The organism is Variovorax sp. GW821-FHT10B04 (assembly GCF_059415645.1).
The window spans coordinates 271,024-283,801 of sequence record NZ_JBWKNQ010000004.1 but is presented as its reverse complement, the minus strand read 5'-3'; the positions used below and the strand labels follow the sequence as shown (position 1 = coordinate 283,801).

12 protein-coding genes are annotated in these 12,778 nt (G+C 68.4%); 1 reads left to right on the top strand and 11 read right to left on the bottom strand.

Translation table 11 applies throughout. The features are described from left to right. The first annotated feature begins 128 nt into the window (after positions 1–128). Complete coding sequence (locus tag AC07PZ_RS12610) at positions 129–896, top strand: IclR family transcriptional regulator (protein ID WP_495295430.1); 768 nt, start codon at positions 129–131, stop codon at positions 894–896. A gap of 66 nt (positions 897–962) precedes the next feature. On the opposite strand, the gene AC07PZ_RS12605 is transcribed toward AC07PZ_RS12610, so the two are convergent. The 11 genes from AC07PZ_RS12605 to AC07PZ_RS12555 all read right to left on the bottom strand — a co-directional run bounded on the left by AC07PZ_RS12605 (position 963) and on the right by AC07PZ_RS12555 (position 12,756). Further along, positions 963–1,157, bottom strand: coding sequence for a DUF2783 domain-containing protein (locus AC07PZ_RS12605; RefSeq protein ID WP_495295429.1), 195 nt, complete (start codon positions 1,155–1,157; stop codon positions 963–965). 14 nt (positions 1,158–1,171) lie between these two features. Then, positions 1,172–2,812: an FAD-dependent oxidoreductase gene (locus tag AC07PZ_RS12600; RefSeq protein WP_495295428.1), complete on the bottom strand. Its 1,641-nt coding sequence runs from the start codon at positions 2,810–2,812 to the stop codon at positions 1,172–1,174. A gap of 31 nt (positions 2,813–2,843) precedes the next feature. Then, positions 2,844–3,809: an MBL fold metallo-hydrolase gene (locus AC07PZ_RS12595; protein WP_495295427.1), complete on the bottom strand. Its 966-nt coding sequence runs from the start codon at positions 3,807–3,809 to the stop codon at positions 2,844–2,846. A gap of 70 nt (positions 3,810–3,879) precedes the next feature. Beyond that, positions 3,880–4,557, bottom strand: a complete 678-nt coding sequence (locus AC07PZ_RS12590) for an HAD family hydrolase (RefSeq protein ID WP_495295426.1) — start codon at positions 4,555–4,557, stop codon at positions 3,880–3,882. Beyond that, complete coding sequence (locus tag AC07PZ_RS12585; RefSeq protein ID WP_495295425.1) at positions 4,554–5,879, bottom strand: Tm-1-like ATP-binding domain-containing protein; 1,326 nt, start codon at positions 5,877–5,879, stop codon at positions 4,554–4,556. The genes AC07PZ_RS12590 and AC07PZ_RS12585 overlap by 4 nt, the downstream gene beginning before the upstream one ends. After that, complete coding sequence (locus AC07PZ_RS12580; protein WP_495295424.1) at positions 5,876–7,237, bottom strand: aminotransferase class III-fold pyridoxal phosphate-dependent enzyme; 1,362 nt, start codon at positions 7,235–7,237, stop codon at positions 5,876–5,878. The genes AC07PZ_RS12585 and AC07PZ_RS12580 overlap by 4 nt, the downstream gene beginning before the upstream one ends. A 49-nt stretch (positions 7,238–7,286) precedes the next feature. Continuing rightward, positions 7,287–8,741, bottom strand: coding sequence for an NAD-dependent succinate-semialdehyde dehydrogenase (locus AC07PZ_RS12575; RefSeq protein WP_495295423.1), 1,455 nt, complete (start codon positions 8,739–8,741; stop codon positions 7,287–7,289). 13 nt (positions 8,742–8,754) lie between these two features. Then, entirely contained in the window at positions 8,755–9,282 is a 528-nt protein-coding gene (locus tag AC07PZ_RS12570; protein ID WP_495295422.1) for a cysteine hydrolase family protein, read from the bottom strand. 118 nt (positions 9,283–9,400) lie between these two features. Next, positions 9,401–10,159 (bottom strand): SDR family NAD(P)-dependent oxidoreductase, encoded by a 759-nt coding sequence (locus AC07PZ_RS12565; protein ID WP_495295421.1) that lies wholly within the window; start codon positions 10,157–10,159, stop codon positions 9,401–9,403. Then, positions 10,156–11,718, bottom strand: a complete 1,563-nt coding sequence (locus AC07PZ_RS12560) for a sugar ABC transporter ATP-binding protein (protein WP_495295420.1) — start codon at positions 11,716–11,718, stop codon at positions 10,156–10,158. The genes AC07PZ_RS12565 and AC07PZ_RS12560 overlap by 4 nt, the downstream gene beginning before the upstream one ends. 15 nt (positions 11,719–11,733) lie before the next feature. After that, positions 11,734–12,756, bottom strand: coding sequence for an ABC transporter permease (locus tag AC07PZ_RS12555; RefSeq protein ID WP_495295419.1), 1,023 nt, complete (start codon positions 12,754–12,756; stop codon positions 11,734–11,736). Between the last annotated feature and the right edge of the window lie 22 nt (positions 12,757–12,778).

Genomic DNA, 12,778 nt, shown 5'->3' with positions numbered 1-12,778 from the left:
ATTTCTATGTAATACAGTTTGATTCTATAATAATATCATTCGATCATTAATTTTCAACGGAAGCATCATTTGTGCCAGCTTATGATCGACGTCAGAGCGCGCTCGCACCGAGCGGAGAAGGAGCCAGGTTGTCCAACACAGATCACTTATTCGTGCAGTCGGTCGCCAAGAGCATGGGATTGCTGGAGGCGCTGGGGACGCGCCCGGGGCCGCTGAGCCTCAATGAACTGGCCGAGCAGGCCGGCATGGACCGCAGCACGGCGCAGCGCATGGCGCACACGCTCGCCACGCTGGGTTATCTCGAGAAGGGGCCGAACGGACGCGGCTATGTGCTCGGCAAGAAGATCCTGGAGCGCACCTTCGACTTCCTGCGCGGCACGCCGCTGATCGAGCGCGCCACGCCGATCCTGGCCGAGCTGCAGAAGGAAACCGGCGAGCGGGTCGACCTGAGCCTGTTCGACGACCTGTCCATCATCTATGCGCTGCGCCGCCAGACCAAGCGCCAGACCTTCTTCGCGACGCTGGTCGGCCGCCGTATCCCGACCTACTGCTCGTCGGGCGGACGCGCCGTCATGTCGTTCATGTCGGAAGAGGCGGTGGACGACATCCTGGAGCGTTCGACGCTGGTCGCGCTGACGCCCAAGACGGAAACCGACAAGGGCCGGATCAAGCAGAAGATCGCCGAGGCGAAGGCGATGAACTATGCGGTCTCGCTGGAAGAAAGCCTGCTCGGCGAGATCGCCCTGGCCTGCGCGATCCTCGACCACAACCACCAGCCGATCGCAGCCGTGCACATCGCGGGCACCTGCGCCGAGTGGACGCCCGAGGCCTTCGCACAGCGCTTCGCGCCGCTGGTGATCGAGACCGCCCGCGCGCTGGGCGGGTCGCCGCGCTGAGTTGGTGCCAGGGCGCACGGCGACGGCCGCCGCGGGTGGCGGCGGTCCATGCGCAGCGTGCCGACCCTATGCGGCGCGCGCGGCCAGGAGTGCCTCGCGCAACACGTCGAGCCTTCCGAGCTGATTGGCGAGCACCAGCACCAGCCGCGCATTGAATGCATGGCTGTCGGCGGTCGAGAGGCCCTGGTGCGCCTCGATCAGCGCTTCGTAGAAGTCGTCGGGCGCGTCGAAGTTCGGGCGCGTGATCAGTGTCGTGGTCATGGTGGTGTCGGTCCTCAGGCTCTGGCCAGCGCATGCTCCAGCGCTGCGCCAATGCCATGCGCGGTGGCCCGGCGCCAACGCGCGCACACATGCTGGTCGGGGCGCAACAGGTAGACGGTGCCGGGCTTCGCGTCGTAGCGCTGCGCAGCCAGCGCGTGTGCGGGGTCGAGCGGAATGCGCACCACCGTCACGGGGATGTCCGTGGCCGATGCGGCCGTGTCCACCTCGCGGTGTGCGGCGTCGCCAGCACCGTCGCCGCCGAACACGAGGGCAATGAAGGCGGTGGGCATCGAGGACATGGCCTGCAGCAGCCAGCCTGGTCGGCCGCCGCCGGCCACCCACGGCGCGTCGCAGGCCGCGGCACCCGGTGACATCAGGCCTTCGAAAGTGTCGCGGTCGGCCGTGTTGAGCGCCGAGCCATGCAGCGTGGCCGGCACTGACAAGCGTCCGCTGTTGACCAGCGCGCGCGCGAAGGCATGCCGCTTCGCGAGCTGCAGCACCGCGTCGCGGAACAGGTGGCTGATCTCGCTCTTGGGCGTGATGAAGTCGGTAGCGCGCGTCGAATTCAGGATGTTCTCGTCGGCCGCGTACTCGCGCTCGCTGCCATAGCTGTCGAGCAGCGCACCGGGGGCGCTGCCGCGCAGTACGGCGGCCAGCTTCCAGGCCAGGTTCTCGGCGTCCTGCACGCCCGAATTGGCCCCCCGCGCGCCGAAGGGCGAAACGCCGTGCGCCGAGTCGCCTGCGAACAGCACACGGCCCTGGCGGAAGGCGCCCATGCGCAGGCACGAGAAGGTGTAGACGCTGGCCCATTCGAGCTCGAACTGCGCGTCCTCGCCCAGCAGCGCCTTCACGCGCGGGATGATCTTCCCGGGCTTCTTCTCTTCGTCGGGGTCGGCGTCCCAGCCGAGCTGGAAGTCGATGCGCCACACGTTGTCGGGCTGCATGTGCAGCAGCACGCTCTGGTTGCGGTGAAAGGCCGGGTCGAACCAGAACCAGCGCTCGGCCGGGCGGTCCATCTGCATCTTCACGTCGGCGATCAGGAAGCGGTCCCTGAACTGGCGGCCCTTGCTTTCGAGGCCGAGCAGTTGGCGCATCGCCGATCGGCTGCCGTCGCACGCGGCAACGTAATCGGCGTTCAGCCGGTACGGACCATCGGGCGTTTCGACCGTCAACGCCACGTGGTCGCCGTCCTGCACGGCACCCGCCACCGCGTGGCTCCAGCGGATGTCGATCAGAGGCAGCGCCGCGGCGCGCTCGGCCAGGAAGCCTTCCACGTAGTACTGCTGCAGATTGATGAAGGCGGGGCGGGCGTGCCCGCTTTCGGGCAGCAGGTCGAAGCTGTAGATCTGCTCGTCCTTGAAGAACACGCGGCCGACGTTCCACGACACGCCCTTGTCGACCATGCGGTCGCCGCAGCCCAGGCGGTCGAAGATCTCCAGCGTGCGCTTGGCGAAGCAGATCGCTCGCGACCCGGCCGACAGCCTGTCGTCGTTGTCCAGCAGCACGACCCGCACGCCCTGCAGCGCGAGATCGATCGCGAGCGCCAGGCCCACGGGGCCCGCACCCACCACCACCACCGGATGGCGGGCGGGCACGGCCGCGTCCTGATCGGCATGGCGCGCGTAGCTGAAGCGCAGGTGTTGGTAGTCGGTCACGTCGTGTCTCCGTGCTTGCCGCGGTTCTGGTTCAGCCTTCGAGCGATTTCCACATCTCGACGTCGCGGTCGGCCGTCCACACGCGCGGGTCTGGGTATTGCGTGGCTTCGTCGTAGCAGCGTGTCACGTCGAAGGGCATGCAGTGGTCGAAGATCACCCAATGGCCGTACTTCGGCTTGAGCCTGGCGTACGTTTCCCGGTAGACCGTGTTCAGGTCTTTGCCCGCCTTGGCGCCTTCGCTCACGCTGGCGTACACGTCGGCGATGAAGCCGCGTGTCTCGGCCAGGCCCCTGGCCACGTCGGCGGGCGTGGTGAGTGCCGCACCGCGTCCGGGGACGAGCACCCTCGGGCCCAGCGCCGCCAGCTTGTCGAGCGTGTGCGGCCAGTCCCTGAAGTAGGCATCGCCCGCATACGGCGTGGCGCCGAACTCGACCAGGTCGCCCGACAGCAGGGCGCCTTCGCCGGGCAGCCACACCACGGTGTCGCCCTTGGTGTGGCCGCGGCCGAGCTGGAGCAGCTGCACTTCGAGCTTGCCCAGCCACACGGTCATCCGGCCCGTGAAAGTCATGGTGGGCCAGGTCATGCCGGCCGGCACCGTCTCGACGTTCTGGAACAGCCGCGGAAAGCGGCCGATCTCGCTGGCCTTGTCGGCTTCGCCACGCTCCACGATCAGGTCGTAGGTGTCTTGGCTCGCCAGGATCTGCTGCGGCGCGTAGGCGCTGGCGCCCAGCACGCGCACTGCGTGGTAATGCGTGAGCACGACGTACTTGATGGGCTTGTCGGTCACCTCGAGGATGCGGCGGATGACGTCGGCGGCCATGGCGGGCGTGGCCTGCGTGTCGGCCACCAGCACCGCGTCGTCGCCGATGACGATGCCGGTGTTCGGGTCGCCTTCGGCGGTGTAGGCCCAGGCATGTTCGGAGATCTGGCTGAAGGTGACCTTCTTCTCTTCGAGGTCGGCCTGGCTGGCGAATTTCTTGGTGGCGACAGTGTTCATGGTGTGGGTCCTGGTGGTTCTCGTCTCGACTTGATTCATCTGCAATGACGCCGATGCGGGCGTCATCTCGTCACGGGCTGGCTGCGGCGCTTCCACCGGCCAGCGCGCCCAGCGTGGCGAGCGCCTGTTCGAAAGAAGCGGCCGGTGCGCGGACATCGAACTGGATGGCGCGCATGCCGGCCGCGACGGCGCCGGCCACGTTGCGCGGCTGGTCATCGACCATCACGCAGCGCGACGGTGGCAGGCCGAGCTGCCGCGCGCAGTCGGCATAGGCGCGCGCCTCGGGCTTGAGGACGCCGGTGTAGGTGGCATCGATCACGACGTCGAAGCCATCGAGGAAGGGCAGCCGGCTGCGGAAGTCCGCGCCGTAGAACAGGTCGAGTTCGTTGGAGAGGATCGCCAGCTTGTGTCCACGCTCCCGCGCATGACGGATGGCGTCGAGCGCCTCGGGCCGGATGACCGAGTCCGGGTCCGCCCCGCGCGCGCGCCGGACCAGGATTTCCATGCGGTCCCAGTCTTCGTCGAGCAGGCGGCCCACCTCCTGGGTGCGGATGTGCCAGTAGCGGCGTTCGCTGATGGTGCCCGCCTGCATCTGCCGCCACAGCGGATCGGACGATGGATCGAAGGGGCCGTGCCAAGTGAGCGTGCCGGCGGCCAGGCCGAGTGCGGCTTCGGTCTGGCGATGCGTTTCGAACAGGGTTCTGCTGATCACGCCGCCGAAGTCGAGCACCAATGCTGCTGTTTTCATGAGGCGAGCGCGATGGCCTGTGCAGTGGCCTGCGTGCGCGGCACGATGCCCGACGCGATCCACCGGTCGAACACCGCCAGTGCCGCATCGGCGAACGCCTCGTCGTTGATGTGCGCGGCAACCTGCAGAACGTCGACGCCGGGCCCGACGGCGCCGGGCATCTCGTCGAGGAAGGCGGACAGGCCCGCCGGGTCGTGCAGCGGCTGGCCTTCGCGGTCCCACTCTTCCACGCCGAATTCGGGCAGCAGGAGGCAGGTCGGTCCCGTCGCCTGGGAGAGACGGTGGCCGATGTCCCGCGCAATGGCCCTGCGGGTGCCGCCGTCGACGGACACCGACGCGATCAGCCGGTTGTGCTGATGGACGGCCCGGCCTTCGAAGCGATCGGGGCATCCACGCCATGCGGGGAAATCGACCATGTCCGTGGCACCGGGCGCCACGAGTTGCGGAATGCCTGCGCGGCCGGCGGCCCGCAGCCGGTCGGGGCCCGCCGTCACGGGCGAGCCGGCCAGGTGGTTGACGACTTCCTGCAGGCTGAAGTCCATCACCGCCACGAACGCGCGGCGGGCCGCGAGTTCCTCGAAAGCGCGGCCACCCATGCCGGTGGTGTGGAACACCGCCAGTTCGTAGCCCCTGCCTTCGAGCGCTGGCTTCAGCAGCTTCATGTAGCGCAGTGCGCTCGAGCCCAGCGACGTCATGCCGATGACCGGCCTCGCGGGCGCGGCGTCCGTCTGCCCGATGGCCAGGCACGCGCCGACGGCCGCACCGGCAGCCTGTGCCAGCGCCGATCTGCAGATGCGGTTGAGACCGTACAGCCCGCCGGCCCACAGCCGAACCATCAGGTCCGGGGAGATGCGCTCGGGCGGAATCAGGTGCGAATGGGCGATCGTCGAAAGAATCACCTTGGGCACGTCCAATGGGAGCGCACCGGCCACGTCGAGTGCGAGGTCCGTGCCCATGGTCCCGCCCAGCGCGAGCAGGCCGTCGAACCGTCCGAGCGCATGCCAATGGGCCGCGATGCGGACGGCGCCAAGCGCCATGGCGGTCATCGCCGCGTTCTCGTCGCCGCGCTCGACGAGCCGGGCGAGCGTGGTGCCTGCGGCGGCGGCCACGTCGGCATTGGATATCTCGCCCGGCAGGGTCGGGCGGCCGAGCACGCCGACGTCCATGACGATGGCCGTGCCGCCGCTGCGACCGATGCAGTCGCTCAGGTAGCGCATCTCGTCGGCCTTGGTGTCGAGCGTGCCGATGACCAGGATGCGCGGTCGCAAGGCGACGCGAGGCGCGTGCGGTTGCCGGCCGGTGGGTGACGGTGCCGTGCTCATGGGGCGTTCTGCACGGACTGGCAGGATTCCTCCAGCACGTCGACCAGGAAGTCGACTTCCTCCCGGGTGATGACGAGGGGTGGCGACAGGATGAGGTTGGGCCCCGAAACCCGCACCATGGCGCCGCGCCGGTAGGCCTCTCGCGCCACGCGCAGGAGCAGGTCGCTGCCACGCGGCAGCGGTGCCCTGGATGCCCGGTCGGCCACCATCTCGATGCCTGCCATGAGACCGCGCCCCCGGACATCGCCGACGAAGCCGAAGCGCTCGGGGAAGCTGCGCAGGCGCGCTTGAAGATGCGCCCCCACGCGCGCCGCATTGCCGACCACGTCGAGCGCCTCGATCTGTTCCAGCGTGGCGAGCGCCGCTGCGGCGGCAACCGGATGCGCCGCGTAGGTGTAGCCGTGCGACACGGCGCCGGCGCCCGTGGTGTCGGCGTCGAAGACCTCGGCCACCTTGCGACCGATGGCCGTGGCGCCGAGCGGCACATAGCCGGACGTGATGCCTTTGGCCAAGCACCACATGTCGGCCTTCACGTTCCACAGGCGCGTGCCGAACAGGGTGCCGCCGCGGCCGAATCCGGTGACGACTTCGTCCGCGATGAGCAGGACGCCGTATTTGTCGCAGACCGCGCGTACGAGCGGCCAGTAGTTGTCGGGCGGCACGATCACGCCGCCAGCGCCCTGGATGGGTTCGGCGATGAACGCGGCCACCGTGTCGGGGCCCTGGAAGACGATCTCGCGCTCGAGCAGTTCCGCGCAGATCTCGCCGAGGCGCGCCGGGTCCTGCGTGTAGGGATTGCGGTAGAGCCAGGGCGTGTCGACATGAAAGCAGCCCGGCAGCAGGGGCTCGTACGCGCGCCGGAAATTGGTGTTGCCGTTCACGCTCATGCCGCCGAAGTGCACGCCGTGGTAGCCCTGCTTCAGGCTGATGAACTTGAAGCGATCGGCCTGGCCCTTGATCTTCCAGTACTGCCGGGCCAGCTTGAGCGCGCCCTCGACCGCATCCGAGCCTCCGCTGCCGAAGACCACCGTGCTCACGTCCTCGGGCTGCATCATCTGCACGAGCCGGGTCGACAGCTCGATCGCGCGCGGATGCGTGGTGCCGCGAAAGACGTTGTAGAACGGAAGCTCGTCGAGCTGGGCCACGATCGCGTCGCGCACGCTCGCATTGCTGTGGCCGAGATTGCAGCTCCACAGGCCGCCGACGCCGTCGAGCATCTTGTGCCCGTCGATGTCCCAGATCCAGCTGCCCTTGCCGCGCGCGATGATGTCGGGCGGTGTCTTCCGCATGGCGGCCGGATGCGCCATCGGATGCCAGATGTGGCTGGCGTTGATCTGTTTCAGTTCTTCGGTGTTCATGATCGGGAAAGCGGGTGTCTGCAATGCGATGGAAGGGCGGCGCACGCCGTCAATGCGAGGCGCCCACGGTGATGGTCTTGAGTTCCGTGTAGTGCTGGATGCCCTCCAGCCCCATCTCCTGGCCGATGCCGCTCTGCTTCCATCCACCGAATGGAAGCTCGGGCTGGGACACGCCGAAATGGTTGATGCCGACCATGCCGGCCTCGATCTCTTCGCCGAGGCGGTGCGCGGTGTCCAGGTCGCGCGTGAACGCGTAGGCACCCAGTCCGAACGGCAGCGCATTGGCTTCGCCGATGGCGCCGTCCAGCGTGTCGTAGGGCTGGATCACCGCGATCGGGCCGAAGGGTTCCGACTGCATCAGCCGGCTGTCGGGAGGGGCATCGAAGAACACCGTGGGTTCGAAGAAATAGCCCTGGCGGTCCGCGCGGTGGCCGCCCGTCAGCAGCGTCGTGCCGCGCGCGAGCGCGTCCTCGACGAAGAGCGCCATGTCGTCGATACGGCGTGCGTGGGTGAGCGGCCCCATCTGGGTCCGCGGGTCCGTGCCGGGGCCCAGTCGCAACTGGCTCGCCCCCAGCGCGAACTGCCGTGCAAAGTCCTGGGCGTGCGCGCGCGGCACATAGAACCGGATGGGCGACGCGCACACCTGGCCGGCGTTGCGGAACCTGGCGGCAATCGACGACTTCAGCACGAACGAGAGCTGTTCGCTCGCGCACATGTCCGCACAGACGATGACGGGCGCATGGCCGCCGAGTTCGCCGGAGAAGCGCTTCATGTGGCCCGCCGCCTGCACCGCCAGCAGCTTGCCTACCGCGACGGAGCCGGTGATCGAGACCTTGCGGATGCCGGCGTGCTCGATGAGCACCGACGAGACCTGCTGCGGCTCGCCGCACACCATGTTGATGGCGTCTGGCGCGACGCCCGCATCGAGGAAGGCCTGCACGATCAGCATGCAGCTGCCGGGCGTTTCCTCGTCGGGCTTCAGCACCACGCTGCAGCCGGCGGCCAGCGCGCTGGACAGCTTGCGCACCGGCAGGTTCACCGGGAAGTTCCATGGCGTGAAGGCCGCGACCGGACCGATCGGCTGGCGCACCACCGTGTGCGAGAGAATGCCCGCGACACGCGGCGCCACGGTGCGCCCGTACAGGCGCTTCGCTTCTTCCGCCTGAAAGTCGAGGATGTCCGCCGACAGGCGCACCTCGCGCTGCGCCTCTGCCAGGGGCTTGCCCTGTTCGAGGGTCAGCACCAGCGCGATCGTGTCGGCGCGTTCACGCATGAGCTGCGCTGCCTTGCGCAGCGTGGCGTGGCGATCGTGGGCACTGACGCGCCGCCACGCCGCGAAGCCCTTGCCGGCGGACTCCGCGGCCGCATTCAGTTCGCTGGCGCCTGCGAGCGGCAGCGTGCCCAGCGTCGACTCGTCGGCCGGGTTGACGACGCGGCGCGTGCCGCCGGACGCCGCGCTCAGCCATCGGCCGCCCACATGGAGCGCCAGGTTCGGATAGCTCATGGCGTCCGCGCGGTCAGATCGCGGAAGCCGCGTCGACCAGCGCTGCCCTGGTCGACACGCCGTGCAGCGCGATCATGTGGACCATCGGGTCGACGCTGGTCGTGCAGTCCGTCAGGATCGAGACCTTGTACGGCTCGGCGGCCCTGGACACGGCCGTGTGCGTGACGCAGTTCTGCGTCATCATCCCGCCGATCAGCAGTTCCTGGGTACCCAGGCTCTCCAGCTTCTCGGCGAGATCGGTCTCATGAAAGCTGTCCGCAAACGCCTTCCTGACGACGATGGCATCGGGCGCGATCGCCTTGACGCGTGCGTGAAGCTCGGCGCCGGTCGACCCTTCGTTGAAGAAGGGTGCCTTGGCGCTGTCGGCGTCGCCCACGTGCTGTACCAGCACGACCGGGATCTTCTTCGCCTGTGCCTTGCCGATCGCCGACTCGATGTTGGCCAGCGTGGCTTCCGTGTTCCAGAGCGGATATTTGCCCTCGGGAAAGTAGTCGTTCTGTGCGTCGATGATGATCAGCGCCTTCTTGCTTTGCAGGGACATGGTGTCGGGTTCCGTTGATTGATGACGATGAATTGTTGATGTGCGAGGCGTTCGGGACGAGTGGCCTGAATGACATTGTTCGAAAGAATCAGGCCAACTTGTCGGTGATCGATCCGCACTAGGACAGCATCAGACCGCCGTCGATGACGAGACCGATGCCGTGGATGAAGCCCGCTTCGTCGCTGCTCAGGTAGGCGACGGTGTTGGCGATTTCCTCGGGCGTTCCGATGCGCCCCGCAGGAACGCGCGAGTAGGTTGCCAATGCCTCGGGGTGGGCGACCCAGATGGGTTGCGTGAGCCCGGTGTCCACTGCGCCGGGGCAGACCGCGTTGACGCGGACGCCGCGTGCCGCGTAGTCGTGCGCCAGTTGCCGAGTGAAACCCAGGATCGCGTGCTTCGACGTGGTGTAGGCCGCGCCACCTCCGCCGACCACGTGCGAAGCCGTCGAGGCCACGTTCACGACCGTCCCGCCGCCGGCCAGGATGATGTGCGGCAGCACCGCCCGCGTGACGCGGTACGTGCCCTGGAGATTGATCTCGAGCACGCGGTCCCACACGCTCTCGTCCATCTCCAGCAGCGGCGCAGGCGTGCCGAAGACGCCGGCGTTGTTCACGAGCGCATCGAGCTTGCCGAAGGCCGCGAGCGCCGCGGCGACCGCGTCCTTGATCTGCTGGCGATCGCGCACGTCGGCCACTCTCGCCAGGCCGCGATGGCCCTCTCCGCGCAGCTCGCGCACGGTCTCGTGGACGGCGTCCTCGTCGACGTCGACCGCCGTCACCGACGCGCCTTCGCGCGCGAACTTGAGCGCCGTGGCGCGCCCGATGCCCGAGCCCGCGCCCGTCACGAACGCGGATCTGCCGCGCAGTCTTTCGCTCATCTCGCACCTCTCATTCGGGTTGTTCCATCGATCGGTTCATGCAGCGATGGCGCTGCCGTCGGGGCCTCGAGCGCGTGAAGGATCGCGGCTTCGCTCAGCTGCGCCCGCGCCAGTTCCGCGATGCCGGTGCCGTGCTGGATGACGACGACGCGATGGCAGATCGCGGCGAGCTGCTCGAAGTCGCCCGAGACGACGAGAACGGCGGCGCCTTGCGCGGCCGCCTGCATGACGTGCTCCAGGATCTGCTTGGCCGAACCCGGATCCACGCCTTGTGTCGGCTCGTCCAGCAACAGGACGCGGGGATGGATCTGCAGCCATTTGGCCAGCACGATCTTCTGCTGGTTCCCGCCGCTGAAGGCGCCCATCGGGTAGTCCGGACGGTGCGGATGCACCGCCACGTTCCGGAGCGAATGCTGCGCGCTTTCCTTCAGCGGACCCGCGGCAATGCCGCGCCACGAGGTGTGCTGCCCGAGGATCGGCAAGGTCACGTTCTCTTCCGCCGTGCCGGCGATCCAGAGTCCGTCTCGGATGCGATTGCCGGGCACCATCGCGATGCCTGCGCGCAGGGCCGCGCGCGGCGAATCGAAGGTCACCGGCGCACCGTCGAGAAGGCAGGCGCCGCCGGTCACCGGCGCTGCGCCCGACAACAGCTCCGGCAGTTCCTCCTGCCCCATGCCCGCGAGGCCCGCGACGCCGACGACTTCGCCCGCATGGAGCTGCAGGTCCAGCGCGTGGATGCGCCGCCCCGACAGCCGCTTCAGGATCAGCCGCGGTGCCTTCGTGGCGTCGACATCGGGCGGGGTGGGATAGAAGTCGCCGAGCGGCTTGCCGAGCATCAGCGCGACCAGTTCGGCGCGTGTGGTCCGTGCGACCTCCAGGTGCGCGACGTCGCGGCCCGCCCGCATGACGGTCGTGCGGTCGCAGCAGGCCATCACCTCGCTGAGGCGGTGGCTGATGAACACCACGGACGACCCGAGCGCAGCCACGCTGCGCATTACACGCAGGATCTTGGCGGACTCCGTGCCCGAAAGCGCGGCCGTGGGTTCATCGAGGATCAGCAGCCGCCTGCTGGCCCGCGCCCCGGCGATCCGCATGGCGCGGACGATGCCCAGCAGCGAACGTTCCGCGGGCCTGAGCGTCGACACGCGCGCGTCGAGGTCGAGCGCAATGTCGAGTTGCGCCATCAGGTCGCGGTAGATCCGCCGTTCCCGGCGAACGTCGATCGGGCGCAGGAGCCCGGTGCCGTAGTGTGACGTGACGCCCAGGTTCTCCAGCACCGTCATCGCGTCCACGAGGCCGACGTCCTGGTGCACGACGGCAATGCCCGCGCGCTCGGGCGACACGACCGGCAGGCGGAGCGCATCGCCACCGATCGCGATGGCACCGGCATCCGGCGCGACCACGCCGGTCAGTATCTTGACCACCGTGCTCTTGCCGCAACCGTTCTGTCCCAGCAGGGCGTGGATTTCGCCGGGGCGGACCTCCATCCGGAAGTCGGTGAGTGCGGCTGTGCCGCCGTAGGATTTGGAAAGGCCGGTGATCCGAAGCGCTGTGTCCATCGCCGTTCCTGCGGATCAACGTTGGGCGTGGGTGCCGCGCCGGCCGCCCGCCATCTTTGCGGCGGTCACCGCCGTCATCAGGGCGCAGCCGTAGAAGACGTTCGTCACCCAGGTCTGCGCCCCCAGGAGCTGGAGGCCCGTGATGCCGACCGTCAGCAGGTACAGCGCGGCCACGGTGCCGAGCGCATTGAAGCGTCCGACAGAGATGGCCGTTGCGCCGAGAAAGGCCGCCGCGAAAGGCTGGAGCATGAATTGCGATCCCACGCCCGGATCGATGGCGCCGAAGTAGCCGGCGAAAAGCAGTCCGATGACCGAAGCCAGGAGGCTGGACACGACATACGCCGCGGCACGGAGCCGGCCGACCGGAATGCCGGTGAGGCGCGCGGCCTGCCGGTTGCCGCCGATGAACAGGAAGTAGCGCCCGAGCGGCGTGCGCTCGTACACGTACCAGAGCACGGCGGCCAGGCCCCACGCATACCAGGTGATCAACGGCAGGCCGAACGCCTTGGTGCGCGCGGCTTCGGTCAGGGCCGCCGGGACGCCCGTCACGGTCCTGCTGCCGGTGAACAGGTAGCACAACCCCGCGGTCAGCGTGAACATGCCCAGCGTGGCGACGAACGAGTCCACACCGACCTTCACCACGAGCAGCGCGTTCACCAGGCCGACCGCGACGCCGAACAGCAACCCGGCGAGCACGGCCACCGGCAGCGGAGCGTCGCCCTTGGCGAGCATGACGGCGATCGCGCCGCTTGCCACCATCGTCTGCGAGATCGAGAGATCGAAGTCGCCGGCCCTGAGCACGATGGTCGCGGTCAGGGCCAGCAGCAGCACCAGCGACTGCGCGTTGAGCATGGTGATGAAGAGCGAGAAGGTGCGGAACTGCGGAAAGCTCGCCATGCAGATCAGGACGAGAAGAAGCAGTGCGCCCACGAGGAACCATCGCTCGACGAGTTCGTGGGGGGAGGCTCGCGATGCCGACCGATGGGCGGCTTCGACGACGAGGCGCGGCGCGGCCGCGTCGCTGGTGGTGGCGTGCATGGGGGACATTCCGCGCGGAGTG

What these genes read in the sequence shown, in the direction of transcription:
- AC07PZ_RS12605 (WP_495295429.1), bottom strand. Translation starts at nt 1,157, where the DNA reads ATGACCACGACACTGATCACGCGCCCGAACTTCGACGCGCCCGACGAC.
- AC07PZ_RS12595 (WP_495295427.1), bottom strand. Translation starts at nt 3,809, where the DNA reads ATGAACACTGTCGCCACCAAGAAATTCGCCAGCCAGGCCGACCTCGAA.
- AC07PZ_RS12590 (WP_495295426.1), bottom strand. Translation starts at nt 4,557, where the DNA reads ATGAAAACAGCAGCATTGGTGCTCGACTTCGGCGGCGTGATCAGCAGA.
- AC07PZ_RS12585 (WP_495295425.1), bottom strand. Translation starts at nt 5,879, where the DNA reads ATGAGCACGGCACCGTCACCCACCGGCCGGCAACCGCACGCGCCTCGC.
- AC07PZ_RS12580 (WP_495295424.1), bottom strand. Translation starts at nt 7,237, where the DNA reads ATGAACACCGAAGAACTGAAACAGATCAACGCCAGCCACATCTGGCAT.
- AC07PZ_RS12575 (WP_495295423.1), bottom strand. Translation starts at nt 8,741, where the DNA reads ATGAGCTATCCGAACCTGGCGCTCCATGTGGGCGGCCGATGGCTGAGC.
- AC07PZ_RS12570 (WP_495295422.1), bottom strand. Translation starts at nt 9,282, where the DNA reads ATGTCCCTGCAAAGCAAGAAGGCGCTGATCATCATCGACGCACAGAAC.
- AC07PZ_RS12565 (WP_495295421.1), bottom strand. Translation starts at nt 10,159, where the DNA reads ATGAGCGAAAGACTGCGCGGCAGATCCGCGTTCGTGACGGGCGCGGGC.
- AC07PZ_RS12560 (WP_495295420.1), bottom strand. Translation starts at nt 11,718, where the DNA reads ATGGACACAGCGCTTCGGATCACCGGCCTTTCCAAATCCTACGGCGGC.
- AC07PZ_RS12555 (WP_495295419.1), bottom strand. Translation starts at nt 12,756, where the DNA reads ATGCACGCCACCACCAGCGACGCGGCCGCGCCGCGCCTCGTCGTCGAA.